Source organism: Salinisphaera sp. S4-8 (genome assembly GCF_040361235.1).
Lineage (GTDB): Bacteria > Pseudomonadota > Gammaproteobacteria > Nevskiales > Salinisphaeraceae > Salinisphaera.
On sequence record NZ_APNF01000001.1, the window covers coordinates 554363 to 580686 of the forward strand.

Sequence of the window (26324 nt, forward strand, 5' to 3'; positions counted from 1 at the left end):
CGGCCGGCGATGTTGGCCAAATGCGGTCTGGCTCGAAGACCGTGGCAGAATGGCGCGATGCCCGAATTGCCCGAAGTCGAAACCACGCGTGCGGGGATCGAGCCGCATGTGCGCGGTCAGCGCGTGCGCACGGTCATCGTGCGCCAGCCGCAGCTGCGCTGGCCGGTATCCGAAGCGTTGGCCGAAGTCCTGCCCGGCCAGACCATTCGCACCGTGCATCGACGGGCGAAGTATCTGCTGTTCGAGGCCGAGACCGGCCACATCTGCCTGCATCTGGGCATGTCCGGGCGTCTGCGTATCGTGCCCGCCGACACCCCGGTGGCTACCCACGACCATGTCGATATCGTGCTCGATAACGACTGGACCGTGCGCTTCAACGATGCCCGGCGCTTCGGCTCGCTGTTCTGGCTCGACGGCCCGCCCGAGCGATTCGCGTTGCTGGCGCATCTCGGCCCGGAACCGCTGGGCGAGGCCTTCGACGGCGACTGGCTGTATACGCGCTCGCGCGGACGGCGCGCGCCGGTCAAGACATTCATCATGGATAGCGCCACGGTGGTCGGCGTGGGCAACATCTATGCCTGCGAAGCCCTGCACGCCGCGCGTATTCATCCGCGCCGGCCGGCCGGCCGTATCGGGCGCACGCGTTACCATGCGCTGGCCAGCGCGATTCGACAGGTGCTTGCCGACGCAATCGTGGCCGGCGGTACGACATTGCGCGACTATATCGGTGTCGACGGCGATACCGGCTATTTCCAGCTACACCTGGCCGCGTATGGCAAGTCCGGCCAGCCCTGCCCGCGCGGATGCGGGCCGATTCGTCGCGAAGTAATCGGTCAACGCAGCACGTTTTTCTGCCCGGTCTGCCAGAAATGAATCACCACCTAGATTGACCCCATGCGCTATATCGCCTTAATCGCCTGTATCGCGGCCACCGTGGGCTTCGGTTACCTGACCCTCGGCATGCCGCGTTATTTCGGCCTGTTCTTTCTGATCAGCGTCGCGTTTCTGGGCATGGGCCTGCACGATTTCTTCCAGCGCGAACACGCGCTTTTGCGCAATTACCCGCTGCTGGCGCATTTTCGCTGGATGATCGAAGCGATCCGCCCGGAAATCCGCCAGTATCTGCTGGAATCGGATACCGAAGCCGCGCCGTTTTCACGCGAGCATCGTTCGCAGGTGTACCAGCGCGCCAAGAACGTCAACGATGCCGACCCGTTCGGCACCGAGCACAATGTCTATGCCGAAGGCCATGAATGGCTGGTGCATTCGATCGCGGCCAAAACCCCGAGCGAAACCCCGCCGCGCGTGCGTGTGGGCGGGCCGCAGTGCACCCAGCCGTATGAAGCCTCCACGCTCAATATCTCGGCGATGAGCTTCGGCTCACTGTCGGCCAATGCCATTCGCGCACTCAACTTCGGCGCGGCCAAGGGCGGCTTCGCCCACGATACCGGCGAAGGTTCGGTCAGCCGCCACCACAAGGAATTCGGTGGCGATCTGATCTGGGAAATCGGCAGCGGCTATTTCGGCTGTCGGCGTGCCGATGGCGGTTTCGATCGCGATCAATATGTACAGGTCGCCAACGACGACCAGGTCAAGATGATCGAGATCAAGCTCAGCCAGGGCGCCAAGCCCGGCCACGGCGGCGTACTGCCGGGCTCCAAGGTCACCCCGGAAATCGCGGAAGCACGCGGTATCGAAGTCGGCCAGACCTGTGTCTCGCCACCGGCGCACTCGGCGTTTTCCACGCCCATCGAGCTGATGGAGTTCATTGCCGATCTGCGCGAGGGCGCGAACGGCAAACCGGTGGGTTTCAAACTCTGCGTGGGCCACGGCTGGCAGTTCATGTCGTTGGCCAAGGCCATGCTCAAGACCGGCATCACGCCCGATTTCATTGTCGTCGACGGCGCCGAAGGCGGCACGGGTGCGGCGCCGCTGGAACTGGCCGATCACGTCGGCACACCGCTGCGCGAGGGCCTGATCTGGGTGCACAACACGCTGGTGGGCGCCGGTCTGCGCGATCGTATTCGTATCGGCGCCTCGGGCAAGATCACCTCGGGCTTCAAGATGGCCGCGAACATGGCCCTGGGCGCGGACTGGTGCAACTCCGCCCGCGGCTTCATGTTCGCGGTGGGCTGTGTGCAGTCCGAATCCTGTCATACCGACCGCTGCCCGACCGGCGTGGCGACCCAGAACAAATGGCGCCAGCGCGCCGTGGTGGTGCCGGACAAGGGCGAGCGCGTCTACAACTTCCATCGCCGCACGGTCGCGGCCATGCAGGAAGTAGTGGCCACCGTCGGGCTCGATCATCCGGGCCAGCTGCGCCCGGAACATCTGTGCCGGCGCACCATGGATTCGGAAATCCATACCGCCGATCAGGTCTACCGATTTCTGGAAACCGGCGAACTGCTTACCCGGCTCGGCGATGGTCGCTACGAAAACGCCTGGCGCAAGGCCCAGGCACATAGCTTCCTGCCGGCCATCTAGGGCCTGTCGTCGCGGGTTAGGCCGTCGCAACGACGACGCGATCGAAACGCGACCGGCGAACGATACGGATACGCCTGTCGCCGTGCATGCGCTACGCTCGACACTATCGTTCTCATCCAAGGCGCCGTACGCCGGGAGTGACCCATGCCCCTACCAACCGTTCATCGACCAAGCGAGGCCCCGCAGAATGCGGCCGAGGTGCGCGATTATGCCGGCCAGTATTCCAATACGCGCTTCTGGACCAAAGTGTCGCGGGTGGCCAAGCGTGCCGGCTACGAACTGCTGGAAAAAGCGCTCTGGCTGCATTATGCCGCCCAGCGCCCGGAAACCCCGCGCTGGGCACGGGTGACCGCCTACGGCGCGCTGGGTTATTTCATCCTGCCGATGGATGCCATTCCGGACTGGCTGTTCGGCTTCGGGCTGACCGACGATCTGTCGGCGCTGACCCTGGCGGTGGTGGCCCTGTCGCAATACATCAATGACGACGTGCGTCGGCGTACCGCGCACAAGCTCGACCAGTGGTTCGAACGCCCGGCCCACAAACGTCCGTTGCAACCGGTGGAGTAAGCCCATGACAGTCAAGCAGTTAGCGGGCTCCGTGGTGCTGGTTACCGGCGCCTCGGCCGGGGTGGGCGAAGCTGCGGCGCGCGCGTTTGCCGAGGCCGGCGCGCAGGTCATCGTGGCCGCCCGCGGCGCCGAAAAGCTCGAACGCGTTGCCCGCGATATCGGCGCCACGCCCCTCGTGGCGGACGTATCCTCCGCCGCCGGCTGCGAGCAGCTCATACAAGAAACGCTGGCCGTTCACGGCCGGCTCGATGTACTGGTCAACAATGCCGGCTGTCATCACCGCGGGCCGGTGGCCACGCGCAGCGCCGACGAAATCGGCGAAATGGTGGATACCAATCTGCGCGCGCCATTGATGCTCTCGCGTCTGGCCCTGGATGCGCTTCAGGCCGGCGACGGCGGCGCCATCGTCAATGTGGCCTCGATTGCCGGGCATATGCCGCTGGCCGGCAGTGCCAGCTATTCGGCCACCAAGTTCGGCCTGCGCGCTTTCACCTATGCCCTGGCCGAGGAACTGGACGATACCGGCGTCAGCGTGAGCGTGGTATCGCCGGGGCCGATCGCGACCGATTTCATTCTGTCCGATATCGACTCGGTGTCCGACATCACCTTCTCGCAGGCAATGAGTACGCCCGAACAGATCGCCGAGCTGATCGTGGCCTGTGCCTGCGACGGGCGCGTCGAACGCAGTCGCCCGGCGATGAGCCGCGTGATGGCGACCGCCGGCTATCTGGTGCCGGCCTTGCCACGCGCGCTGCGTCCGCTACTGGCCGCCAAGGGCCGGCGCGCAAAGGATCGCTACCGACGCAAGACGTAGAATTCCCCGCTTGTGCGGGCAACGGGTCACGCGCACAGTGGCGTGCTGTTCTCCAATGCAAAGGATCAAACCATGGGCATTATCGCCTGGATCATCTTCGGCCTGATCGCCGGCGCCGTCGCTAAACTGCCCAGGAACCTCTGATCTATTCATCTACGGTCGCGCCGGAGTCTTTTGCGCGCGTCTGACAAGGCGCCGCGAGCGCCGTTTGCTGAATGCAAATAAGCGAGCGGCAACGCCGCTCAGGCGCGCGCAAAAGCCCGGCCGCTAAGCGGTTTGGCCCAAAAGGCCGCGCTACGGCGTTGCATGGCTGGGTCATAGAGTGGCTATGACGCGGCCCCATGCGCCTTGTATCGCGGCCTTTTGGGACTCAAACGCGACCGTGGATGAATAGATCAGAGGTTCCATACGGGCAAGGACCCGGGCGGCATCATCGTGACCATTGTCATCGGCATTCTCGGTGCCGTACTCGGCGGCTTCATCTCGACCGCGCTCGGCATGGGCACGGTATCGGGTTTCAACCTGGGCAGTTTCGTGATCGCCATTCTGGGTGCGATTCTGCTGCTGTGGCTCTATCGCGTGGTCAAGTCGCGCTAGTAAGCACCGCACGGCGCATACGAAAGCCGGCCTGTCGTCAGGCCGGCTTTTTTTGTGTCGTTTCTTAAGACAGGTCCTGTGCGCGAATGAACGCGAATACACGCCAATGCGCGTCGGTTTTTGGATTGTGCGAGCGCTCCGGCAAAGGGCTCTCAGCACTGATCTGGCGCCCCTTGTACTATTTGTATTTTCGCCTGATTTGCGGCCTTTGCGTTGATTTGCGGAAAAGATGCCGGGTTGAACACCGCCGACGCAGGTCACGTTCATTTGCCGAGCGGTTTGCATTCGCGCAACGTCCGATAAAGCGAAATCACCGCCTACGCCCGCCCCGGACTCGGCCATGCCGCAAGCGCCCACGATAACCGTTGTCTATTGCCTGCTGGCCCTGCTCGCCGCGCTGGGCGTGATCCAGCTTGGGCGTTGCAGCGCGCGGCTTCGCCAACGACGCGTGGGCGCAGCATCGCGCTCGGGCATGGGCGGCGGCCTGTGCCTGGCGATCGCGGCGCTCATGGGCGCGTTGTTGCTCAATCTGCATACCTACCAGCGTCTGAGCTATGAGCAACCGGTCGCCCAGCTACATTTACAAGCGGTGGCCGATCAACGTTTCCAGGCGACGCTAACCCGCGGAAACGCCACGCCGCGCGTGTTCGAACTTGCCGGCGACGAATTCCAGCTCGATGCACGGGTGCTCAAATGGCGCGCCTGGGCCAATCTGCTGGGCTTTGACGCGCTATTCCGGCTGGAACGTCTGAGCGGGCGCTATCGCGATATCGACGACGAGCAAAACCGGCCGCGCAGCGTGATCGCACTCGATGATACCGAGCCGGGCGTCAACGCGTTTGCGCTGGCCCGGCGTATGCCGGACTGGGCCCGACTGGTCGACGCACGCTATGGCAGTGCGACCTATCTGCCCATGGCCGACGGCGCGGCCTACGATATCGCCCTGACCCAGAGCGGGCTGATCGCACGCCCGGCCAACGGCGCTGCCCGCGCCGCGATCGATCGCTGGTAGCCGGTCGTCAACCGGTTCCGCTAGTGGCCGTACCCATGCGTGCATAGCCGCCGCTGACATGGGCGACGAGCGTGTCGAAGTCCTGCGAGAACAATTCGACCCGACAGGTCACCGAGCGCCGGCCCACGCGCAGCAAATGAGCCCGGGCCAGAACGTCGGCGGCTTTCGGCCGACGCAGAAAGTCGATATGAAAATGGCTGGTCACGGCATATTCGCCGTCCGGCACGTGGGCGATGATGGCGGCATACATGGCGGCATCCGCCGCGGTCATGAGCACGGGTCCGGAAATCGTATCGCCCAGGCGGGTCATGCCCGTATCGAATGGCAGGCAGACATCCACATGGGCTGGCTCAACCGCCAGCACCCGAAACGCGGGCTGGCCCGGCGCGCCCACATTGCGGCGAATGACGGCTTCGATATCCTGCGCATCCATCAGGCTCATGCGTACCTCCCTTGTCGTCGTATCAGCCGCGGCCATAACGACCGCGGGGTCAGTCTAACCGGCAAACAGCCCGGCCAGGCCGTCCCAGCCCAGCTTGAGCGCGAGCACCAGCATGATCACGCGAATGAGCCCGCGAAAGCCGGCTTCCGAGAACCGGCCGTTGAGCCATCGGCCCAGCAGCGTGCCGAGCAGCGCGGCCACCGCCATCGGCACCAGCAGTTCCAGACGGGCGAACACATTGAACCCGTTGAGCGAAAACGCGCCGATCTTGAGTAGATGGCCACAGGCCTGGGCGACGGCCATGGTCGCGATGACCTGTTCCTTGCGCCAGTCGTCACGCAGAAAGAATGGCGCGACGAGAATACCCGTGGCCCCGACCACGGGCCCGACAATACCCGCGATCGCGCCGGCAACGAGCAGGCCTGTACGGCCATGAATCTTCAAGCGCGCCGCCCAGCTCGGCCACACCGCCAGCGCCACGAATACGGCCATGATCAGGCGAATCCAGTCCGGATTGGCATCGACGACCCATGGCGCGACGATAAACGGACCCGGCAGCGCGGTGAGCATGAACAGCCCCAGCGCGGGCCAGCGCACATAACGGCCATAAACGACGCTGCGCGAGGCATTCGAAGCCAGCTGTACGCCGGCATGCAGAGGCAGCGCCAGTGCGGGCGGCATCCCCAGCGCGAACAGCACGGCGATCAGAATCGCCCCGCCGCCCATGCCGGCCATACCCGATAGCGCGGCGGTGGCCAGCGCGGCGAGTGTGAGCAAGGCGATAAACATCGACCCAGTATGACCGATGTCTCGGTCTGAGCTGCGGGCGCGATCTTGCCCTGAAGGGCGATCGGCTACGTCTGCGCTACAACGCTCTCAGGGGCAAACACCGATTGGCCCTGCGGCCAATTTTGTCAACGCCGCCAGGTATGAAACCGCGCCAGCCAGGGAAAGGCCCACGCCGGCGCATGGGCTTTTTTCCATTCACTGGCAGCAAAACGATTGGCCTCGGCCAGCGTCGGGTAGGGGTGAATGGTCGCCAGCATCTTGTTCAGGCCGATGCCGTGTTTCATCGCGGTCACGAATTCGATGATCAGTTCGCCGGCCGCCTCGCCGACGATGGTCGCGCCCAGGATGGTGTCCTTGCCGGGTACGGTGAGCACCTTGACCACGCCGTTGCGCGCCGATTCGGCAATCGCGCGATCGAGTTCGGCCAGATCGTAGCGGGTGACTTCGTATTCGATGGACGCCGCCCGGGCACTGTTTTCGTTATGGCCGACGTGGGCGACCTGCGGATCGGTGAACGTACACCAGGGCAGCTTCGAGTAATCCACCGCAAAGCGCTTGAACGTGCCGAACAACGCGTTGACCGTGGCATGCCAGGCTTCATGGGAGGCCGCATGGGTGAGCTGATAACCACCGATGGCGTCGCCACAGGCATAGATGCTGGGCAGCGCGGTCTGCAGATATTCATCCACCGCGATACGCCCGTCCTTGACCAGACCCAGCTCTTCGAACCCCATGCCCTGGGTCCGCGCGCGTCGGCCGACCGCCACCAGTACCCGATCGCAGCCGATCTCGATCTTGCGTTCGCCCATCTTGCAGGTCAGTACGGTCTCGCGATTGGTGCGGGCGGCCGCCGTCACCTGAACTCCGGTTCGCACGGTCACGCCTTCTTCGATGAGTAAGTCACGCATCTGTGCGCTGATGTCGTCATCCTCGACCGAGAGGATGCGCGCGCCCTGCTCGATGAGCGTGACCTGGCTGCCGAGCCGTGCGAAGGCCTGGGCCATTTCACAGCCAATGGGCCCCGCGCCCATCACCGCCAACCGTTCGGGCAGTTCGTCGAGATCCCAGAGATTATCCGAGGTGAGATAGTCGATATCGGCCAGTCCGTCGATGACCGGCACGAACGGTACCGCGCCGGTGGCGAGCACGATATGGCGTGCGGTCAGGCGGTTGCCGTCGTCGGTTTCGACGGTCCACGGGTCGACCAGACGCGCGCCGGCCTGAATACAGTCCACGCCCAGCGATTCGTAGCGCTCGACCGAATCGTGCGGTGCGATGGTTGCCACGACGGACTTCACCCGCGCCATGACATCCTGAAAATGAAAATTCACGCTCGCCGAGCGAATCCCATAGCGCTGGCTATGCCGAATTTCGTGCATGAGCCTGGCCGTGCGAATAAGCGCTTTCGACGGCACGCAGCCGGTATTCAGGCAGTCGCCGCCCATTTCGTTCTTTTCGATGAGCGTAACCCGGGCCTTGACCGTGGCCGCGATGAGCGAGGCCACCAGCCCCGCCGAGCCGGCGCCGATCACGATCAGGTTCCGATCGAAATGCCGGGGCTTGTCGTAGCCGGCCAGCGCCTTGCGGGCGGCAAGGAAATCCAGCGTCTTGCGCGCGATCAGCGGAAACAGCCCCAGCAATACGAACGAAGCGATCAACCCGGGCGAGAGCACGCCCGACAAGGACTCGACCTGCCCGAGCTGGGTGCCCGCATTCACGTAGACGAGCGTGCCGGGCAGCATGCCGAGCTGGCTGACCCAGTAGAAAGTGCGCGTGCGAACGGGGGTGAGCCCCATGGCCAGGTTGATCACGAAAAACGGAAATACCGGCACCAGCCGCAAGGCGAACAGATAGAAGGCACCGTCGCGCTCGACGCCGCGATTGAGCGCTTTCAGGCGTGACCCGAAGCGTTTCTGCACGCTTTCGCGCAGTACGAAACGGGCAATCAAAAACGCCAGCGTGGCGCCGATCGCCGAGGCGAACGACACCAGCAGCGTGCCTTCGGCCAGACCGAACAGCGCGCCGCCGATCAGGGTCATGACCGCCGCACCCGGCAACGAAATCGCGGTGACGGCCACATAGACCAGAAAGAAACCGGCCGCGAACAGCAGCCCGTGCGCCGCTGCCAATTCACCGAGCGCGGCGCGCTGGCTTTCGAAACAGGCCAGGCTGAATACCTGATCGCTACAGGCACCGCCCAGATATTGCCCGGGATTGAGCACGAACCAGGCGGCAATGAGCGCGATTACCAAAACGGCCAGGCCGATACGCGTGATAGTCATCGATTACTTTCCTTTCAAACGCCTGCAGGGCGTGCGCTATAACAGGCGACGCCGTTGTGCCCGTTACGCGATGCCAGGGCATACGGACGCCGCGATTGACCGGCGCGAACACCGGGTCACTATCGGTATACGCGCGACATGCCTGAAATCACGGTACGTCTGCTAGACTCGCCGCTCATTTTTTATACGGTCGTCGCCGGCCGCTTTCGCCCGAATCACCATGCACGAAACCGACAATCTCCGTATCAAGGGCATTCAGGAATTGATTTCATCGCAGGCGCTGCTCGAGGAGCTGCCGGTCAGCGAAGCCGCTTCCGAGACGGTATTCAATACCCGCACGGCCATTCAGAAGATTCTGCATGGCGAGGACGATCGCCTGCTGGTCGTGGTCGGCCCCTGTTCGATCCACGACGTGGATGCCGCACTCGAATATGCCAAGAAACTCGCGGATGCGCGCGATCGCTATGCCGACGATCTGCTCATCATCATGCGCGTATATTTCGAAAAGCCGCGTACGACGGTGGGCTGGAAGGGTCTGATCAACGACCCGGACATGGATGATTCGTTCAAGATCAACAAGGGCATCCGCCTGGCACGCGAACTGCTGCTCAAGCTCGCCGATCAGGGCATTCCTGCCGGCGTCGAGTTTCTTGATCTGATTTCGCCGCAGTATCTGGCCGATCTGGTGGCCTGGGGCGCGATCGGCGCCCGCACTACCGAAAGCCAGGGCCATCGAGAGCTGGCCTCGGGGCTGTCCTGCCCGGTCGGTTTCAAGAACGGCACCGGCGGTTCCATCAAAATTGCGGTGGACGCAGTGGGTGCCGCCCATCATCCGCATCACTTCCTGTCGCTGACCAAGGAAGGCCAGTCCGCGATCTTTGCCACCGAAGGCAATCGCGATACGCATATCATCCTGCGTGGCGGCGCGAACGGGCCCAACTACGATGCCGATTCGGTCGCCGGCGCGGTGGCCCTGCTCGAACAGGCCCAGCTGTCCGGCCGGCTGATGATCGATTTTTCGCATGCCAACAGCCGCAAGCAACACAAGAAACAGCTGGAAGTCGGCGACGACGTGGCCGGCCAGATCGCGGCCGGCAGCCGTGCCATCTTCGGCGTGATGATCGAATCCCATCTCAAGGAAGGCAACCAGAAGCTCGTACCCGGGGTCGAGCCCGAATACGGCGTTTCGATCACCGATGCCTGCCTGCACTGGGACGACACCGACACCCTGCTCGCCGAGCTGGCCAAGGCCGTGTCCGAACGTCGTGACCTGCGCCACAACGGCGACGACGACTGACCCCGCGTACCAACACGGGTTCACGAAAAAAGCCGCCCGAGGGCGGCTTTTTTCATGCCCGGGCCTGGCCGGCGTCTACCAGTACGGGCCCGGCAACAAAGCGGCCAGCACGCGCCCCGGGATATTGGGCTTTTCGGCCTCGGCCGAGCGCCCGCCACGGGCTGCCTTCGACGACGGGAACATGTGGAATGCCTTGTGCAGCACGAAGTCGTTGACCTTGGGCCAGAGCGCATAGCTGATCTGTGCGGTGGTGCCCAGCGGCGAGGCAATCCGCTTGGGTTTTTCCAGAATCGCGGACACGATCATGTCGCCCGCCTGCTCGGGGGTGAGCGTGGGCACGTAATCGTAGAGCTTGGTGGGCGCGATCATGGGCGTGCGCACCAGCGGCATGTAGATGGTGGTCAGATCGATATTGCGCGACGCCACCTCCGGTGACAAGCAGCGTGAAAACGCATCCAGCGCGGATTTGGAGGCCACATAGGCCGAGAACCGCGGCACGTTGGTCAGACAGCCGATACTCGAGATATTGATGATATGTCCGGTGCGGCGTTTGGCCATCGCCGGCAGGAAGTTGAATATCATCCGGATCGCGCCGAAGTAATTGAGCTGCATGGTGCGCTCGTAATCGTGAAAACGATTGAGCGACTCGAACACGCCGCGGCGGATCGAATGCCCGGCATTATTGACCAGAATATCGACATGGTGATGATCGAAGAGGATCTTCTTGGTGCATTCGTCAATCGCTTCCATGTCGCTCAGATCACAGGGATAGGCAAACGCCTTGCCTGTGCCCATCTTGTCGACGATGGCCCGCGTTTCTTCGAGCTTGTCGGGGGTACGCGCGATCATGCAGATCGTGGCCCCGGCCCGGGCCAGCTTTTTCGATGTCATGAAACCGATGCCACTGGAGGCGCCGGTAATGACCACCACCTTGCCCTGCATACGCCGCAGCAGTTTTTCCGGCACATGGACATCGCAGTCCATATGCATTTCCCAGTACTGCCATAGCGTCTCGGCATAGTCTTCCAGGCGCGGGCAATGAATGCCGCTGCCCTTGAGCGCGGCCTGGGTGTTGACGTCCTCGAATATGGCGCGATTGTTTACATAGCCGAGAATCGACAGCGGCACGCCGATACGTTTGGAAATACGCTTTTCCAGCCATTCCGCTTTCGGAATATTGCCGGCCAGACGCTTGAGCTGCTGCTCGATATTGGCCGGCCATTCATGGGTGGGCAGCCGGCGCACGATATCCGGGCCATGCGCGGCGCGCATGAAGATACGCAGCATCTCGCCGGCGGTCGGCGGCTCGTCCTGGATCAGAAAGAAGGCCTGACCGTCGAGGTTCTTCTTGTGGGCGATATGCACCATCGCATCGACCACATAGTCGACCGGGGCAACCGGCATCTGTCCGCCCTCGATGCCGAGTAGCGGCAGCCATTTCGGCACGTTGTCGCGGATGCGCTTGATCGGCTTGAAGAAATAATACGGACCGTCGATCTTGTCCATTTCGCCGGTTTCGGAATGGCCCACCACCATCCCCGGCCGATAGACGCGCCACGGCACCTTGCAATGCTCGCGTACGATCGCCTCGGACTGAAATTTGGTTCGATAATAGGGATGGCGAACCTGCTGGCCCTCGTCGAACATCTGGTCGGTGAATACGCCCTCGTAATCGGCGCCGGCCACCGCCACCGACGACACATGATGAAAACAGGGCTTGCTGCCCGACTCGTTGGCCAGTGCCCCGGCGAGTGCCACGATATTGGCCGTGCCCTCGTTGTTGACCTTGTCGGCCTGCTCATCGGTCATGTTCATGTCGTAGACCGCGGCCAGATGAAAGACATGATCGATGTGGCCCGACAAATGCTCGAGCGCCTCGCGGTCGATGATCCCGCGCCGGGTGATATCGCCCCAGACCGGGATCAGGCGATCCTCACTCACCCCCAGGCGCTCGCACAGCCCTTCGTAGCGATCGGCACTGGCTCTACGCATCAGCACATATACCGTCGCGTTGCGCCGGGCGAGCAGTTTTTCGACAAGAAAACGACCGATGAAACCGGTCGCGCCAGTCACGAGATAGTTCATTATTGCTTTGTCCTGGTCTGGATATCTTCCTCGGTAGCGCCGGCCCCGACGCTGTTCGCATCGCTGACGGTAAACCCATGCGGGGGCTTCGCGCCACTATTGCGAATTGCGTGAGCGCTTCTGACACAATGCGTGCACACAAGACCGCTCACCGAAAAAGGATCAACGCATGAGCGACACCATCTTCTCCAAGATCATCAATCGCGAGATCGACGCGGATATCGTCTACGAGGACGACCAGTGCCTGGCCTTTCGGGACATCAACGCCCAGGCGCCGATGCATATCCTGGTCATCCCGAAAAAGCCGATCGACATGCTCGTCAATGCGCAAGACGACGATCAGGCGCTACTCGGCCATCTGTTGCTGACTGCCCGTCAGGTCGCGCGCGACGAAGGCTACGGCGAGGCCTTCCGGCTGGTGGTCAACAACGGCGAGGCCGTCGGCCAGAGCGTATTTCATCTGCACGTGCATATTCTCGGCGGGCGCGAATTTTCCTGGCCGCCGGGCTAGGGAAGCTCTGCGCAATCTCTCGCGGCAGGCTGGGCAGAGCGTCCGAAGCTTGCACCCGGGCGAATCGGCCCCATCATCGATACCGGTCGCTTTGTCGGCTGATCGCCCGCGCGCTAAGATGGCGCGCTTTGGATCGGCAGGGCGGCCGATTCGCCTGACTGGAATCGCAACACGATGAGTACCGTGGCCAAGGCGCAGGGCGCCAGCAACAGCACTGCCTCGACTTCGCGCGAGCGCACCAGCGCCGGGATCGAAGACGTTCAGGGGCGCGCCGACCCGCGCCATCTGGCGATCAACAAGGTGGGCATCTGCGATATCCGCCATCCCGTGTCGATCGAGCAACGGGTCGGCGGCCATCAAAGCACGGTGGCCACCTTCGGCATGTACGTGAACCTGCCCCATCACTTCAAGGGCACCCACATGTCGCGCTTCGTGCAGATTCTCAATGCACACGAGCATCAGATCACGGTGGAATCGTTTCGTGCCATGCTCGGCGAAATGACCGAGCGTCTCGAGGCCGATAACGGTCATATCGAGATGCGCTTTCCCTACTTCATCGACAAGTACGCGCCGGTGACACGGGAAAAAGGCGTCATGGACTACAACGTCGCCTTCATCGGCGACCAGCGCGGTGATCGCACCGAGTTGTATGTCGAGGTGAAGGTGCCGGTCACCACGCTATGCCCCTGCTCCAAGGACATCTCCGACTACGGCGCCCACAACCAGCGGTCTCTGATTACCATTCGCGTGCGCGCAACCGACTTCTTCTGGCTGGAAGAACTCGTCGATATCGCCGAGGCCCAGGCCTCTTCCGAGCTGTACGGCATTCTCAAGCGCGTTGATGAAAAGGCGGTCACCGAGCGCGCCTACGAAAACCCGAAATTCGTCGAGGACGTGGTCCGCGATATCGCCCAGTGCCTGAATGACGATCCGCGTTTTCGCTATTATGTGGTGGAGTCGGAGAACTTCGAATCGATCCACAACCATTCGGCCTACGCCATGATCGAACACGATAAGGATCAGCCCGCCAGCTGAGCCTTCGTTCGATTCGAAGTCCGGCTGACATCAGCGATCGCATCCCGCGGGCAAGCCGCGGGAACCCTGCTCTGGCGTCGCTGAATCAGCCGACTCCTCATCGATTCACAACCATTCGGCCTACGCCATGATCGAACACGATAAGGATCGGCCCGCCAGCTGAGCCTTCGTTCGATTCGAAGTCCGGCTGACATCAGCGATCGCATCCCGCGGCCAGGCCGCGGGAACCCTGCTCTGGCGTCGCTGAATCAGCCGACTCCTCATCAATCCACAATCACTGCGCCTACGCGATCATCGAGCACCACAAGGACGTGCCCGCCGCGTAAGCCTTCTCTGCTCAAGAAAGCAGGTTGTCCGCCAATGAACGCGAAGGCACGCGAATAAGGCGAAAGACAGCGCACTCCAAGGCCCGGGCGCGAGTCTTCACGCTGCCTGCTGAACTTTATATGTAATCAAGAACCTTCTTGTGAACGTACAAACTGCGCATAAGGGTTGAAGCGCTCATGACACGCCCTTCGGCCTATCCGCTTGTTGGCCTCATTTGCGTTTCTTCGCGTTCATTTGCGGACGATATTCTTCTTGAGCCCAGCCAACTCAGTTTCCCGGGTCATCACGCAAGCCCTTGTTCGATTGAGCGCCCGGCTCCGGGCGACGCCGTCCGATGGCAGACACAAAAAAGCCCGGCCGAAGCCGGGCTTTTTCTTTGCGCCTTGCTAGCGCTCGTAAGCCAACGTGGGCTTACGAGGCGCTGCTGTCACTGCTGCCGGGCGTGGCCTCGGCGCTGTTCGACGGCGCCGGCGCGCTCGCCTTCTTGGCGGTGCTGCGCTTGCGCGTGGTCGCAGTGCTCGACTTCGCGGTCGAGGCGCTGGCCGTGCTCTTGCGCGTGGACGCGGTCTTGCGCTTGGCGGCCGTCGTCTTGCTCGCGCTGGTCTTGGCACGGCTGCTGCTCGTAGCGCGCTTGGTCGTCTTGCCAGCGCTGGAGGCCGCACGCTTGCGCGTGGTCGCGGCCTTCTTCGGCGTTTCGCCGGAGAGCTTGGCAATCACCGTCTTGTAACCGCTGGTCACAACGCTGGTGAGTTCGTTGGTGGTCTGTACCAGCAGGTCGATGGTGTCCTTGTAGGCCGACACGATCTGGTCGCGGCCGTTGGGCACATAGGCCTGCGGGTTGTTGGCCACCTTGCGAACGCCATCGGTGCGCGCCTTGTCGAAGCTCGAACGGGCAGCGGCAAAGATATTCTTGGCCGCGCCGATTTCCGTGTTCGCCAGGGTCTGGCCATTCTTGGTCACGACACCCACAGCCTTGCGCTGGGCATCGAAATAGGCCTTGAAGGCATCCTGGTAGTTGCGCCCGACGGTACCGACGCGATTACGCACATCCGAAACGATTTCCTGAATCTTCATGGTTGGCCCTCTCACAAATAGGTTCTTTTCGTTTGCTGCGTTGCAGCATGTATATACGATAACGCTCGTGTTGCAGCGCGTCAAATGGGGCCACCCCAACGAATTCGTTGCGTGGGCGCGCTACAACTGGATATCCTTACACGATGAACGAGCTTACCGAGAAGCAGCGCCGGGTGTATGCCTTCATCCGGGATACGATCGAAGAACGGCATACGCCGCCCACCCGCGCCGAAATCGCCGAAGCCCTGGGTTTTGCTTCGGCCAACGCGGCGCAGGCGCACTTGCGCACGCTCGAGCGCAAGGGCTTTATCGAACTCAATGCACGCCTGAGCCGCGGCATTCGACTAACCGCGGCCGAGGACACGCCCGAACCCGATACGATCGCACCAAGCCATGCGCTCAATCTTGCGGTGATCGGGCGCGTGGCCGCGGGCGCGCCGCTACTGGCCGTCGAACACGTGGAACGCCATTGCCAGGTCGATGCCACACTGTTTTCGCGCACGCCCGACTATCTGCTGCGGGTCAGCGGCGACAGCATGACCGGCATCGGCATTTTCGATGGCGACCTGCTGGCCGTTGCCCGTGCCAGTGAAGTACAGACCGGTCAGGTCGCGGTGTTTCGGGTGGACGACGAGGTCACGGTCAAGCGTTTTGCCCGTGACGGTCGGCGCGCGCGGCTTCAGGCCGAAAACCCCGACTACGACGATATCGTGGTCGATACCGAGCGCGAATCGCTGGCGGTGGAAGGTATCGCCGTGGGCGTGATCCGCAGCCTGCACTAGGCTATGCACGCGGGGGCACGCAGCCCGTGCCCGCCCTACTCACCGGCGGCGACGCCATTGAACACAGCTGACCAGGTCAGCTGTTTGAGTGCCGGATTGAATTAAGAGCCGGCGCGGGCGCGCTGGGCTTGCGGGCTGTCAGGCCCGGGCACGATTACCGCCTCGATACGGCGATTGGCCCGCCGGCCTTCGGCGGTATCGTTGGAGGCCACCGGGCGCGTATCGCCAAAGCCGCGCGCGCCGATCCGGCGTGCCGGGATACCGTTTTCCACCAGTTGCTGTGCCACCGCCCGGGCCCGCGCCGCCGAGAGCGCGAGGTTGAACGCGCGCACCTTGTCTTCGCGGGTAGGCGCCTGTTTTTCCAGGCCCGGATTGGCGGCCACGAAGCGGTCGATGGATTCCGGCGACGGGCCGACGCTGTCGGTATGACCAAAAATCGCCACGCCTACGGTCGGATGTGCCTTAAGCAATTCGGCGAGCTGACGCACCACGGCCTGGGATTCGGTTTTCATGCGCGCGGTGCCGGTTTCGAACGACACGCCGCCGAAACGATCCGGTACCACCTGCTGGCCAACCAGTGCCTGATCGGCCTTGGCAACAGGCCGCACATCGCGCGCACCACTGGCTGAAGCGCTAGCCGTTGCAGGCGTAGGCTGCTCGGCGGCGCGCGCCTTGAGCCTGTCGTTGACGGCGATCAGCGTTTCCAGATTGATCTCGCGAATGGCGGTATAGCGGGCAATCTCGGCCAAACGCTGGGCCCGGTGCGCCTGTTCGGCCACCTCACCGAGCGCATCGCTGGCCGGGCGTCGCTTGCCGGCCAGCGCCTGCCAGCCCTGTTCGGCCTGCTCGAAGGCCGTGTGTGCGCCCGCGAGTTCGTCGGCCGCATAATCCGCGACCTGCGGCTGAGCCTCAGCTTCGGCGAGTGCGGCGCGCGCGTCTTCAAGCGGCGCAAAACGCGCGTCGCCGTCCTGGACGCGCTGGATCTGGCTCTGCCAGGCCGCGTTCTGGGCATTGACCCCGGTCAACGCCGGGCTGGGCGGAACCACGTTGGATTCGAACACCGAACAGCCAGCCAGTACCGGGACCAGGCCGAGCGCAATCAACCAGGTATTTTTCATGGCGCGGTCTCCGTGGCCGAACCGGCCTGGCCATCGAGTTCGGCCTGCAGTTGGGCGAGTTTGGTTTGTACCGCCGTGGCCTGGGTCTGGGCCAGCGCGGCCCGGGCATCGAGCTCGGCGGCCTCGACCAGCGCCTCGACCCGGGCGCGCTCCTTATCGGTGAGTGCGCGATCGGCGCGGGCGGCGCCGAACAGAATATCGCGGGCAACCGCGATGCGCCGGCGGGCGGCATCCACCGTCCGCGGGGCGAACTCGTCGGCATCGGCGGCGCGCGCCTTGGCCAGTGCCTGCTCGGCCGGCGCGAGCGCGCTTTCATCGGGCGCGCTGGGCGCGATCATCGTATGCGATGCGCAGCCGCTGGCTGCGAGGATCACGAGCCCGCAAAACAGTACCCGGATCAGCAAATTCGACCTACTCGCCGGCATGCGGCTTCTCCATTGTCTTGACGATGCACCTGCCCCATCGACTCTGCCTGGCGGGCGCGACAAGCCGGGGATTCTAACAGCGGTTTCGGCCTCGGCCACCCACGGCCGCACGGCGGGCCGCATCGAGCGCGCTGGGCCGCCCGACATCGATCCAGGCGCCTTGATGATGTTCGCCACTGGCCGCGCCTTGCGCCAGTGCCTTGCGTATGACCGCGGACAGGGCAAAGCGTTTCGTATCCATCGCGGCAAAACGCGCCGGGTCGAAAACGCCGATCCCGGCATAGGTCAGGCGTGGCTCATCATCCACCAACCGGCCTTCGACCAGGCCGAAGTCGCCCTGGGCATGATGTTGCGGATTATCGACCAGCACGCAGTGCACGTCGGCATGGCGGCGTTCGTGCAGCCGGGCATAGTCGTAGTCGGTGAATACGTCGGCGCTGATCAGGGCAAACGGGGCTTCGCCCAGCAGCGGCAGGGCACGACGTACGCCGCCACCGGTATCCAGCTCGCCGGGCGTTTCGCGGCTGTAGTGCAGGCGCAGCCCCCAGGCGCTGCCGTCGCCGAGTGCATCGACGATCTGTTCGCCGCGATAGGCGACGTTGATCACGACGTCCTCGAAGCCGCCCTCGGCCAGGCCCTCGAGATGATGGCCGATCAGCGAAGTGGCGCCGACCTCGATCAACGGCTTGGGCATTTCGTCGGTGAGCGGGCGCAGGCGCTCGCCGCGCCCGGCGGCCAGAATCATGGCTTTCATGGGCGCGCTCATGGGGCGGTTTTCGCCAGCAGGGGTGCCAGCGGGGCCAGCGGCTCGTAGGCCGCCACCACCGGCTCGAGATAGCGCACGAAGCGCGGCGTATCGGCCAGATAGCGCGGCTTGCCATCCCGATGGGCAATACGCGCAAAGATCCCCAGCACCTTCAGATGACGCTGCGCACCCATGAGCGCGAGATCGCGCTTGAAGGCATCGAAATCGTCGCCGACCGGAATATCGCGCTCGCGCGCGGCGTCCCAGTAATGGCGTACCCAACCGTCGATGCGCCCGGCCGGCCAGCTGATGAAGGCATCGCGAAACAGACTGGCCAGATCGTAGGTCACCGGCCCGTAACGGGCATCCTGAAAATCGAGCACGCCGGGCAGCGGATGGCTGATCATGAGGTTGCGCGGCATATAGTCGCGATGCACGTAAACCCTGGGCTGGGCACAGATTTCATCGAGCAGAAAAGCAAAGGCCCGGTCGATATCGGCATGCTCGCCGGCGGTGGGCGTATAGCGCAGATGTCGGGCCAGATACCAGTCACGAAACAGTTCCAGTTCGACAGCGAGCGTGGCGCGATCGTAGTCGGCCAGCACGCCCGGCGCGCTCGCCTGTTGCCAGTCGATGAGTGCGCCGGTGGCCGCGCCGAACAGTGCGTCGGCATTGTCGGCATCGAGCACATCGAGAAAGGTCTTCGTGCCCAGATCGGTGAGCAGCAGAAAACCGCGCTCGTAGTCGGCCGCGAGCACGCGCGGCACGTTCAACCCGGCCGCGGCCATGAGTTCGGCAATACGCACAAACGCGGGATTGTCTTCGCGCTCGGGCGGCGCATCCATGGCGATATAGCTCGTCGTCTTGCCCGACTGTTCGACTTGCGCACGAAAATAACGCCGAAAGCTTGCATCCGCCGAAGCCACCGCCCAGCTCGGATCGGCGCCCAGTTGTCCGGCTACCCAGGCTTCAAGGGCGGCACGCCGCGGATCGCTGGCCACACTCATGCCGTACTCGCGATAGGCCGCGCGTGGCGTCGTTTTATTGCGGGTATTCCACCGGGTGCGCATAATCGGGCGAACTTGGGGGTTCGCTTGCGAACACAACCGCTTTCTGCGGCGCCGCTGCCTGGCCAACGGCCGGCGCGTCGTCGTGTCCAAGGGTGAGATATCCCGCCGTGATTCGTATCGCTGTTCACTATTGTCGTTTCGGTACTGGTCGTTTGGGTGCTGATCGTTTCGATACCGCGTGCCGTACGGGCCACGCCGCGTTGATGCGTGGCCGTTTTGCCCTGCGCCTGCCTGCACTCACGCCGCTGGTCATGAGCGTATCGCTGGTATGTGCGGGCACGCTGGCGGCCAAGCCTAGCATTGCCGCGGAGATGGGGTGTGCTGTCGACACGCCGCCGATCGCCCTGCCCGAGCCGAGCGCGGAGTCCACCCTGGTCGCCGATCAGGCCAGCCTGGAGAACGAGGTCGCCGAGGCGACCGGCAATGTGCGCCTGGAACGCAACGGTCAGGCGCTGGAAGCCCCGTTCGTGCGTTACGACCGCAAAAGCGGGCGCGCCCAGGCACGCAACGGGCTGCAATATTATCGCCCGGGGCTGTTCTTGACCGCCGACAACGGCGATGTGCTCATCAACGACGAAACCGGTGAATTCAATCAGGCCCGCTATTCGGTACTCACCAACGGCGGGCGCGGTGAGGCGGCCACTGTCAACGCGCTCGGCGCGGGCCGCTTCGAACTCACCGACGCCAACTACAGCACCTGCGACGGCGAAACCAAGGCCTGGCTGCTCTCGGCCGACCGTATCGAGCTGGATCGCACCACCGGTCGCGGCGAGGCCTTCGATACCGTCATGCGCTTCTACGGCGTGCCGGTGTTCTATTCGCCTTATCTGAATTTCCCCATCGACGACAAGCGCCATACCGGCGTATTGCCGCCGACCTTCGGCAGTACCAGTGATTCCGGCTTCGAACTGGCGGTGCCTTATTACTTCAACCTCGCGCCCAACTACGATGCCACCCTCGTGCCGCGCATCCTCGCCAAGCGCGGCCTGCAGCTGGGCGGCCAGTTCCGGTACCTGCAGCAACACCACCGCGGCGAATTCGATGGCGAATATCTGCCCAGCGACAACGAATACGACGATGACCGTGCCCTGTTCCATTTCGAACATATCGGCCAGCTCAGCCCGCATGTGGGTATCGAGGCCAACTACACGCGGGTCAGCGACGACGATTATTTCGATGATCTGAGCAACGGCCTGGCCGGCAGCTCGACCTCGCAGCTGGAACAGGCAGTACGCCTGACCGCGGTGGATACCGGCATCCGCTTTACCCTGCTCGCCCAGGATTTTCAGACGCTCGACGATTACGACAACGACAATCTCGACCGTGCCTTCAGCAACGACCCGTATAAACGCATGCCCCAGGCCCGCCTGGAAATGCTTACGCCAACCGCGCCGTTCCGGGCCGGCCTGGATGCCGAATTCAGCAATTTCCGTCGCGACGACGATATCGACGCCTTTCGCGCCGATGCGCGTCCGCGCCTGCTCTGGGGCGTGGATCGAGGCGGCTGGTATGCCAACAGCGAAGCCTCCTATCGGCTGACCCGCTACGACCTGCGCGGCTTCGACGAGACTGACAACTTCACCCGGGCCGATACCGGCGACGACGACGTGATCACCCGTGACATCCCCCAGTTCAAGCTGGACAGCGGACTGCGCTTTGCGCGCAGTTTCAACGACGGCTGGATACAGACCCTGGAGCCACGCGCGCAGTATCTGTATACCGGCTATGAAGACCAGTCGAATATTCCCATCTTCGACTCCGGCGTGGCCGACCTGCACTTCGACCGCCTGTTCGCCGACAACCGTTTCGTCGGTTCGGATCGTATCGGCGATGCCAACCAGCTCACGCTGGGCGTGTCCTCGCGCGTGATCGAACCCGAGAGCGGACGCACCGTCGCCAAGGTGGATTTCGGCCGTGTGACCGGTTTTCGCGATCTGCGGGTGAACATGCCCGGCGCTGGCGAAGTCGGCTACGGCGATCGCGGCTCCGATTATGTCGCCGGCCTCGAACTGCGCCCGACCGAACACATCAGTGCGCGCACCACCATCCAGTACGACCCGGACGACAGCCGCGTGAACCGCGCTGTGGCCACGGCCAGCTATCGCAGCGATGCCGGCTACCAGCTGGATCTGGGTTATCGGCGCTATCACGACTACCGCCCGCTGCGCGAAGTCACGCGTATCGACGACGACACCACCCGCACCACGCTCGTGCCCGGCGCCTACGAAAGCCTGGAGCAGACCGCGGTCGGGCTGCGCGCGCCGGTGACCGAAAATCTCGATGTGCTCGGGCGCTGGAACTACTCGCTCGAAGAAAACGAGAACGTGGAAACCCTGGCCGGCTTCGAATATCGTCCGTCCTGCTGCTGGGCGGGCCGCGTGGCCTGGCGGCGCTATGTCGCAGACAACGACGGCCGTCGCGATACCGCCATCATGTTTCAGTTCGTGCTCAACGGCCTCGGCCAGTTCGGCGATACGGTGCAATCTTTCGTCGATGACGATGTCTACGACGATCAGGACCGTGGCCGCAGTTCGAACAGCTCTTTTGATACCATCCGCTTCCCATGAGATACCTCCTCGCAACGGGCCTCGCGCTCGCGATCACGCCCCTGGCGTTCGTCTGCCTGCCGGCAGCGGCCCAGAGCCTGGGTTTTCCCGACGACTATTCGTTGATGAGCCGCTCGTCGGACCGCGCCGATGCCGCGCCCGCCCAACCCAGCGCCCAGACGCTGGACAAGATCGTGGCCGTGGTCGGCAACGGGGTAATCCTGGAAAGCGAGCTTGACCAGGCGGTCGCGCGTATTCGTGCCCGTGCCGGCCAGCGCGCCGATCAGATGCCACCGAACATACTGCGCTCCCAGGTGCTCGATCAGCTGATCATGCAGCGCCTGCAGATCCAGCGCGCCGAAGAGCGCGGGATCGAGGTCAGCCAGCAGGAAATCGATGGCGGCATTGCCCGTATCGCCCAACAGAATAATATGGACATGCAGCAGTTCATGCGCGCGGTCGCCGCCGACAGCAGCATGACCATGGACCAGTTGCGCACCCAGATTCGCGAGGAGCTGCTGGTCAGCAAACTGCGCCGTCAGGAAGTGATGTCGAAGGTGTCGGTCAGCGACGAGGATGTCGATCGCTATCTCGAGAACCAGTCGCTGCGCAATGCCCAGGATCGCGAATATCGCGTTCGCCAGATCCTGTTGCCGGTGGTACCGGGCGCGGATACCGCGACCATCGAAGCCACCCGCGATAAGCTCGAAGCGCTACGCCAGCAGATCGTCGACGGCGATGTGGATTTCGCCGAGGTGGCCGCGGACTATTCCGAAGGCGAGAACGCGGCCGAAGGCGGCGACATGGGCTGGATGGAAGGCGATTATCTGACCCGTTCCCTGCGCGATGTGGTGCCGACGCTCGCCCCCGGCGAAACCAGCGAGGTGTTTCGCGACGACCAGGGCTTTCATCTGGTCCAGCTCGAAGACATCCGCGGCAACGGCGCGCTGGCCGATCAACCCAAGGTGATGGTCGAGGAGCTCCAGACCCGCCATATCCTGCTCAAGCCCAACGAAATCCGCGATGACGAGCGCACCCGCGAACTGGCCCGCCAGATTCGCGAACGCCTGGAAGCCGGCGACGATTTCGCTGCACTCGCGCGCGAATATTCCGACGACAGCGCTACCGCTAACCAGGGCGGCGATCTCGGCTGGGTGCAACCGCGCAAGCAACGTCTCGACCCCGTCACCCGACGCCAGCTCGAAGCACTGGCGCCCGGCGAGGTCAGCCCGGTGTTCCAGACCAACGAAGGCTACGAGATTCTCAAGGTCACCGACCGGCGCGAGCGCGACCAGACCCGCGAAGCCGCGCGCGAACGCGTACGCCGTACGCTGGGTGAACAGAAATCGGTCGAGGAAGGCGAGCTGTGGCTGCGCAAGCTGCGTGACGAGGCCTATGTCGATGTACGCATGCCCGGCTACCAGGCCACCGGCGGTGGCTAGCCACTCTTGAGTGCAACCGCCCGCCTGGCCTTTACGCCGGGCGAACCCGCCGGGATCGGCCCGGATCTGGCGGTTCGTCTCGCCCAGCGGCCCCAATCGGCACAACTGGTCGCGGTCGCCGACCCCGACCTGCTGACCGCGCGCGCGGCGGCGCTAGGCCTGCCGCTGACGCTCGAACCCATCGACTACGACAAACCTGCGCGCCCGCTTGCTGCCGGCACGCTGGCCATCGATCCGATTCGCTGTGCGAACGCACCGCGTGCCGGCGTACTCGATCGCGCCAATGCGCGTTACGTGCTCGATACCCTGGACCACGCCACCGATCTGTGCCGAAGCGCGCGATGTGGCGCGCTGGTCACCGGGCCCGTGCACAAGGCCGTGATCAACGATGCCGGGATCGTGTTTTCCGGGCATACCGGTTATCTTGCCGCGCGCTGTGCGAGCGATGAGCCCGTGATGATGCTGGCCACTGACGACGGCGCGCTGCGGGTCGCCCTCGCGACGGTGCATATTCCGCTGGCCGCGGTACCGGCGGCGATTACCGCCGAATCGCTGACGCATACGCTGCGCGTGACCGAGCGCGCGCTGCGCGAGCGCTTTGGCATTGAACGACCGCGATTGCTGGTCGCCGGTTTGAATCCGCATGCCGGCGAAGACGGCTATCTCGGTCGCGAAGAGATCGACGTAATCACGCCGGTCATCACGGCCGAACGCGCACGCGGGCTCGATCTGGTGGGTCCGCTGCCGGCCGATACGCTGTTCACCCCGCACCGCCTGGCCGATGCCGACGCGGTCGTGGCGATGTATCACGACCAGGGCCTGCCGGTAATCAAGCATCTGGGCTTCGGGCGTACGGTCAATATCAGCCTGGGCCTGCCGATCGTGCGTACCTCGGTGGACCACGGCACCGCGCTCGAGCTGGCCGGCAGCGACGAAGTGGATTGCGGCAGCGCCCAGGCCGCCATCGATACGGCGCTGCGTATGATCGGTATCGAACACCGCCCAGCCTGACCCGATCCGGCGTTTTTCAAGGCTCACCTGCGGGTGGGCTGACTCACTCCTGCAACCGCGCGCCCGCGTTTGGAACAAGACCATGGCCCGGAAACGATTCGGACAACATTTTCTGCACGAACGCGGCGTGATTGATCGGATCGTGCGCCTGCTCGCCCCCGCGGCCGAGGATGCACTGGTCGAAATCGGCCCCGGTCAGGGTGCGCTGACCACGCCCTTGCTCGAGCACGTACAACGGTTGAGCGTGATCGAGATCGATCGCGACCTGATTGCCGATCTCGAAGCCCGGGCCGCACGCGATTCGCGCCTGGACGTAATCGCCGGCGACGCGCTGCGCATCGACTACGCGGCCCTGGCCGAACGTCGCGGCGCGCCGCTGCGCCTGGTGGGCAACCTGCCCTACAACATCTCCTCGCCGCTGCTGTTCGCGCTGCTGGCTAGTGCCGCGCCGATCGTGGATATGCATTTCATGTTGCAAAAGGAAGTCGTCGATCGGATGACCGCCGCCCCCGGCAGCCGCGACTATGGCCGGCTCACGGTATCGATGGCCGCCCGCGCGCGCGCCGAGGCCCTGTACGATGTCGGCCCCGGGGCATTCAACCCGCCGCCCAAGGTGATGTCGTCGGTGGTACGAATCACCCCACGCATGCCGGATTTCGAGATTCACGACGACCGGCTGTTCGATGAACTGGTAACCGCGGCCTTCAGCCAGCGCCGCAAGACACTGCGCAACGCCGTGGGCCGTTTTCTCGATGCCCAGGCAATCGAAGCCTGCGATATCGACCCGATGCTGCGCCCCGAACGTCTGGCCCCGCATGAGTTCGCCAAACTGGCCAATCGGGCAAGCGCGGCGAGCAGCAACGACTGAGCCGGGCGCCGCAGGCTGAAGCCGTTGGCTTCAGGAGGTCGGCTAGATCGGTTGCGTGCTGCAGCGGGTCAGCAACCGCGCGAATGCCCGTGGCGAATACAACGCCTGTTCGTCGTCGCTGAACCAGAGCACACGATTATGGTTGATCAGGCGCGTGTACGGCTCGGGATCGTCGATCGGGCCGAGCAGTACCGGGCATTGCAACTGCTCGACACAGGCAAACCATTGTTCGCTGTCCGGTCCGACATCGGCGGCATCGACACAGGCGATATCGCAGTCGGCCGGCACCGGCTTGTCGTGGCCGGCCAGGGTCAGGGCGCGACGCACCGGCAGCGAGCTATGTACACCACGGCGCATACGCGTACTCAACAGGCGCAGAATGAGGTCGTTGGGGTCCCGGTCGGTACGACGTAGTGCATCGCGCCATACCGCCTCGGCATCGGCAAAAGCGAGCATCGCACTCGGAATCGGCAGCACGATGGGTACGGTATTGATTTCCAGGGTGCGCCAGTTGCTGTGCAGCAACGAAAAGCGCCGCGCGATCCATTGCGTGAATGCGCGTAGCGCGCCCTTCTGTTCGGCCAGACGGGTGAGCGTATCCGCATCGACGAGCCGTGTTTCCGGGGTGCGCCAGGCAAGCGCCGCACAGGCGCCGGCCAGCACTTCGCGCTTGGCATCGCGCCAGATCGGATAAAACCGCAGGTCCAGCGTCGCATCGCCGAGCCGTGGTTCGGCATCCAGGCGCGGCGCGTGCAATTCGGTTTCGACCGGGGCGGCCACCGCGGCACGCCGTTGTGGCGCTGGCTTGCTGGCCTGGGCGGGCGCGTCTTTGCCTGGCGTACGCTGCCTGCTCGGCGCCGACTTCTGTACAGCGGGTTGCGAAGGCGGCGGCTGTACGGACGGCTTGGCCTGCTTCGGCTCGGCCTGCTTCGGCTCGGCCTGCTTCGGTTCAGCCTGCTTCGGTTCAGCCTGCTTCGGTTCAGCCTGCTTCGGTTCAGCCT

At 63.8% G+C, this 26324-nt stretch carries 24 protein-coding genes and 1 pseudogene; 15 read left to right on the top strand and 10 right to left on the bottom strand.

Features of this window, described 5'->3' with window-relative positions; genetic code table 11:
• Positions 1–57 precede the first annotated feature (57 nt).
• From mutM to S4A8_RS02595, 6 genes and pseudogenes are all read left to right on the top strand, one after another.
• Entirely contained in the window at positions 58–873 is an 816-nt protein-coding gene (mutM, locus tag S4A8_RS02570) for a bifunctional DNA-formamidopyrimidine glycosylase/DNA-(apurinic or apyrimidinic site) lyase (protein WP_353218905.1), read from the top strand.
• Between the two features lie 21 nt (positions 874–894).
• Positions 895–2484 carry an FMN-binding glutamate synthase family protein gene (locus S4A8_RS02575; protein WP_353218906.1) on the top strand — a complete coding sequence of 530 codons (1590 nt, stop codon included), beginning with the start codon at positions 895–897 and terminating at the stop codon, positions 2482–2484.
• A 144-nt stretch (positions 2485–2628) separates the two neighbouring features.
• On the top strand, positions 2629–3051 hold the full coding sequence (locus tag S4A8_RS02580; protein WP_353218907.1) for a YkvA family protein: 423 nt from the start codon (positions 2629–2631) through the stop codon (positions 3049–3051).
• Between the two features lie 4 nt (positions 3052–3055).
• Entirely contained in the window at positions 3056–3865 is an 810-nt protein-coding gene (locus tag S4A8_RS02585) for an SDR family NAD(P)-dependent oxidoreductase (protein WP_353218908.1), read from the top strand.
• A gap of 411 nt (positions 3866–4276) precedes the next feature.
• Positions 4277–4462, top strand: a pseudogene (locus S4A8_RS02590) (GlsB/YeaQ/YmgE family stress response membrane protein); the annotation flags it as partial.
• Positions 4463–4802: 340 nt separating this feature from the next.
• Positions 4803–5474, top strand: coding sequence for a hypothetical protein (locus S4A8_RS02595; protein ID WP_353218909.1), 672 nt, complete (start codon positions 4803–4805; stop codon positions 5472–5474).
• 7 nt (positions 5475–5481) lie between these two features.
• On the opposite strand, the gene S4A8_RS02600 is transcribed toward S4A8_RS02595, so the two are convergent.
• The 3 genes from S4A8_RS02600 to S4A8_RS02610 all read right to left on the bottom strand — a co-directional run bounded on the left by S4A8_RS02600 (position 5482) and on the right by S4A8_RS02610 (position 8987).
• Positions 5482–5916: a PaaI family thioesterase gene (locus S4A8_RS02600; RefSeq protein ID WP_353180191.1), complete on the bottom strand. Its 435-nt coding sequence runs from the start codon at positions 5914–5916 to the stop codon at positions 5482–5484.
• Between the two features lie 54 nt (positions 5917–5970).
• Positions 5971–6705 (bottom strand): sulfite exporter TauE/SafE family protein, encoded by a 735-nt coding sequence (locus S4A8_RS02605; RefSeq protein WP_353180189.1) that lies wholly within the window; start codon positions 6703–6705, stop codon positions 5971–5973.
• A gap of 125 nt (positions 6706–6830) precedes the next feature.
• On the bottom strand, positions 6831–8987 hold the full coding sequence (locus S4A8_RS02610) for a dihydrolipoyl dehydrogenase family protein (RefSeq protein WP_353218910.1): 2157 nt from the start codon (positions 8985–8987) through the stop codon (positions 6831–6833).
• A gap of 220 nt (positions 8988–9207) precedes the next feature.
• Here S4A8_RS02610 and S4A8_RS02615 point away from each other — a divergent pair, with 220 nt between their 5' ends.
• Positions 9208–10284: a 3-deoxy-7-phosphoheptulonate synthase gene (locus S4A8_RS02615; protein ID WP_353180186.1), complete on the top strand. Its 1077-nt coding sequence runs from the start codon at positions 9208–9210 to the stop codon at positions 10282–10284.
• Between the two features lie 75 nt (positions 10285–10359).
• Here the strand turns inward: S4A8_RS02615 and S4A8_RS02620 are convergent, their stop codons facing one another.
• Entirely contained in the window at positions 10360–12369 is a 2010-nt protein-coding gene (locus S4A8_RS02620) for an SDR family oxidoreductase (protein WP_353218911.1), read from the bottom strand.
• A 169-nt stretch (positions 12370–12538) separates the two neighbouring features.
• On the opposite strand from S4A8_RS02620, the gene S4A8_RS02625 reads away from it, so the two are divergent.
• The gene (locus tag S4A8_RS02625) at positions 12539–12880 is read left to right on the top strand and encodes a histidine triad nucleotide-binding protein (RefSeq protein ID WP_353180182.1); all 342 of its coding nucleotides are present in this window, start codon (positions 12539–12541) and stop codon (positions 12878–12880) included.
• Positions 12881–13054: 174 nt separating this feature from the next.
• Entirely contained in the window at positions 13055–13915 is an 861-nt protein-coding gene (gene folE2 / locus S4A8_RS02630) for a GTP cyclohydrolase FolE2 (RefSeq protein WP_353218912.1), read from the top strand.
• Positions 13916–14653: 738 nt separating this feature from the next.
• On the opposite strand, the gene S4A8_RS02635 is transcribed toward folE2, so the two are convergent.
• Complete coding sequence (locus S4A8_RS02635) at positions 14654–15316, bottom strand: hypothetical protein (protein WP_353218913.1); 663 nt, start codon at positions 15314–15316, stop codon at positions 14654–14656.
• A gap of 143 nt (positions 15317–15459) precedes the next feature.
• Between S4A8_RS02635 and lexA the strand changes: the two genes are divergently transcribed.
• Entirely contained in the window at positions 15460–16098 is a 639-nt protein-coding gene (lexA, locus tag S4A8_RS02640) for a transcriptional repressor LexA (RefSeq protein ID WP_353218914.1), read from the top strand.
• 101 nt (positions 16099–16199) lie between these two features.
• Here lexA and S4A8_RS02645 read toward each other — a convergent pair whose 3' ends face one another.
• The 4 genes from S4A8_RS02645 to S4A8_RS02660 form a co-directional block, all read right to left on the bottom strand.
• Entirely contained in the window at positions 16200–17216 is a 1017-nt protein-coding gene (locus S4A8_RS02645; protein WP_353218915.1) for an OmpA family protein, read from the bottom strand.
• A complete protein-coding gene (locus S4A8_RS02650) occupies positions 17213–17641 on the bottom strand; it encodes a hypothetical protein (RefSeq protein ID WP_353218916.1) in 429 nt (142 codons plus the stop codon). The genes S4A8_RS02645 and S4A8_RS02650 overlap by 4 nt, the downstream gene beginning before the upstream one ends.
• A gap of 73 nt (positions 17642–17714) precedes the next feature.
• Complete coding sequence (murU, locus tag S4A8_RS02655; RefSeq protein WP_353218917.1) at positions 17715–18395, bottom strand: N-acetylmuramate alpha-1-phosphate uridylyltransferase MurU; 681 nt, start codon at positions 18393–18395, stop codon at positions 17715–17717.
• A gap of 8 nt (positions 18396–18403) precedes the next feature.
• Positions 18404–19456, bottom strand: a complete 1053-nt coding sequence (locus tag S4A8_RS02660; protein WP_353218918.1) for an aminoglycoside phosphotransferase family protein — start codon at positions 19454–19456, stop codon at positions 18404–18406.
• Positions 19457–19659: 203 nt separating this feature from the next.
• Here S4A8_RS02660 and S4A8_RS02665 point away from each other — a divergent pair, with 203 nt between their 5' ends.
• The 4 genes from S4A8_RS02665 to rsmA all read left to right on the top strand — a co-directional run bounded on the left by S4A8_RS02665 (position 19660) and on the right by rsmA (position 25323).
• A complete protein-coding gene (locus S4A8_RS02665) occupies positions 19660–22023 on the top strand; it encodes an LPS-assembly protein LptD (RefSeq protein WP_353218919.1) in 2364 nt (787 codons plus the stop codon).
• Positions 22020–23444 (top strand): peptidylprolyl isomerase, encoded by a 1425-nt coding sequence (locus S4A8_RS02670; protein WP_353218920.1) that lies wholly within the window; start codon positions 22020–22022, stop codon positions 23442–23444. Before S4A8_RS02665 ends, S4A8_RS02670 begins: the two co-directional genes overlap by 4 nt.
• Before the next feature lie 6 nt (positions 23445–23450).
• Positions 23451–24455 (top strand): 4-hydroxythreonine-4-phosphate dehydrogenase PdxA, encoded by a 1005-nt coding sequence (gene pdxA / locus S4A8_RS02675; protein ID WP_353218921.1) that lies wholly within the window; start codon positions 23451–23453, stop codon positions 24453–24455.
• Between the two features lie 82 nt (positions 24456–24537).
• Positions 24538–25323 carry a 16S rRNA (adenine(1518)-N(6)/adenine(1519)-N(6))-dimethyltransferase RsmA gene (gene rsmA / locus S4A8_RS02680; protein WP_353218922.1) on the top strand — a complete coding sequence of 262 codons (786 nt, stop codon included), beginning with the start codon at positions 24538–24540 and terminating at the stop codon, positions 25321–25323.
• A 42-nt stretch (positions 25324–25365) separates the two neighbouring features.
• On the opposite strand, the gene S4A8_RS02685 is transcribed toward rsmA, so the two are convergent.
• A complete protein-coding gene (locus tag S4A8_RS02685; RefSeq protein ID WP_353218923.1) occupies positions 25366–26103 on the bottom strand; it encodes an EAL domain-containing protein in 738 nt (245 codons plus the stop codon).
• Between S4A8_RS02685 and S4A8_RS02690 the strand changes: the two genes are divergently transcribed.
• Positions 26074–26324 (top strand): hypothetical protein (locus tag S4A8_RS02690; RefSeq protein WP_353218924.1); only part of this gene is annotated, 251 nt, incomplete at its 3' end. The two genes, S4A8_RS02685 and S4A8_RS02690, sit on opposite strands and share 30 nt — an antisense overlap.

Excerpts from the sequence above, each read along its gene's own strand:
- S4A8_RS02580 (WP_353218907.1), top strand. The coding sequence starts at position 2,629 with ATGCCCCTACCAACCGTTCATCGACCAAGCGAGGCCCCGCAGAATGCG.
- S4A8_RS02605 (WP_353180189.1), bottom strand. The coding sequence starts at position 6,705 with ATGTTTATCGCCTTGCTCACACTCGCCGCGCTGGCCACCGCCGCGCTA.
- S4A8_RS02595 (WP_353218909.1), top strand. The coding sequence starts at position 4,803 with ATGCCGCAAGCGCCCACGATAACCGTTGTCTATTGCCTGCTGGCCCTG.
- S4A8_RS02635 (WP_353218913.1), bottom strand. The coding sequence starts at position 15,316 with ATGAAGATTCAGGAAATCGTTTCGGATGTGCGTAATCGCGTCGGTACC.
- S4A8_RS02650 (WP_353218916.1), bottom strand. The coding sequence starts at position 17,641 with ATGCCGGCGAGTAGGTCGAATTTGCTGATCCGGGTACTGTTTTGCGGG.
- S4A8_RS02670 (WP_353218920.1), top strand. The coding sequence starts at position 22,020 with ATGAGATACCTCCTCGCAACGGGCCTCGCGCTCGCGATCACGCCCCTG.
- murU (WP_353218917.1), bottom strand. The coding sequence starts at position 18,395 with ATGAAAGCCATGATTCTGGCCGCCGGGCGCGGCGAGCGCCTGCGCCCG.
- S4A8_RS02615 (WP_353180186.1), top strand. The coding sequence starts at position 9,208 with ATGCACGAAACCGACAATCTCCGTATCAAGGGCATTCAGGAATTGATT.
- S4A8_RS02600 (WP_353180191.1), bottom strand. The coding sequence starts at position 5,916 with ATGAGCCTGATGGATGCGCAGGATATCGAAGCCGTCATTCGCCGCAAT.
- S4A8_RS02610 (WP_353218910.1), bottom strand. The coding sequence starts at position 8,987 with ATGACTATCACGCGTATCGGCCTGGCCGTTTTGGTAATCGCGCTCATT.
- rsmA (WP_353218922.1), top strand. The coding sequence starts at position 24,538 with ATGGCCCGGAAACGATTCGGACAACATTTTCTGCACGAACGCGGCGTG.
- S4A8_RS02620 (WP_353218911.1), bottom strand. The coding sequence starts at position 12,369 with ATGAACTATCTCGTGACTGGCGCGACCGGTTTCATCGGTCGTTTTCTT.
- S4A8_RS02645 (WP_353218915.1), bottom strand. The coding sequence starts at position 17,216 with ATGAAAAATACCTGGTTGATTGCGCTCGGCCTGGTCCCGGTACTGGCT.
- mutM (WP_353218905.1), top strand. The coding sequence starts at position 58 with ATGCCCGAATTGCCCGAAGTCGAAACCACGCGTGCGGGGATCGAGCCG.
- S4A8_RS02585 (WP_353218908.1), top strand. The coding sequence starts at position 3,056 with ATGACAGTCAAGCAGTTAGCGGGCTCCGTGGTGCTGGTTACCGGCGCC.
- S4A8_RS02660 (WP_353218918.1), bottom strand. The coding sequence starts at position 19,456 with ATGCGCACCCGGTGGAATACCCGCAATAAAACGACGCCACGCGCGGCC.
- S4A8_RS02575 (WP_353218906.1), top strand. The coding sequence starts at position 895 with ATGCGCTATATCGCCTTAATCGCCTGTATCGCGGCCACCGTGGGCTTC.
- S4A8_RS02625 (WP_353180182.1), top strand. The coding sequence starts at position 12,539 with ATGAGCGACACCATCTTCTCCAAGATCATCAATCGCGAGATCGACGCG.
- S4A8_RS02665 (WP_353218919.1), top strand. The coding sequence starts at position 19,660 with ATGCGTGGCCGTTTTGCCCTGCGCCTGCCTGCACTCACGCCGCTGGTC.
- lexA (WP_353218914.1), top strand. The coding sequence starts at position 15,460 with ATGAACGAGCTTACCGAGAAGCAGCGCCGGGTGTATGCCTTCATCCGG.
- folE2 (WP_353218912.1), top strand. The coding sequence starts at position 13,055 with ATGAGTACCGTGGCCAAGGCGCAGGGCGCCAGCAACAGCACTGCCTCG.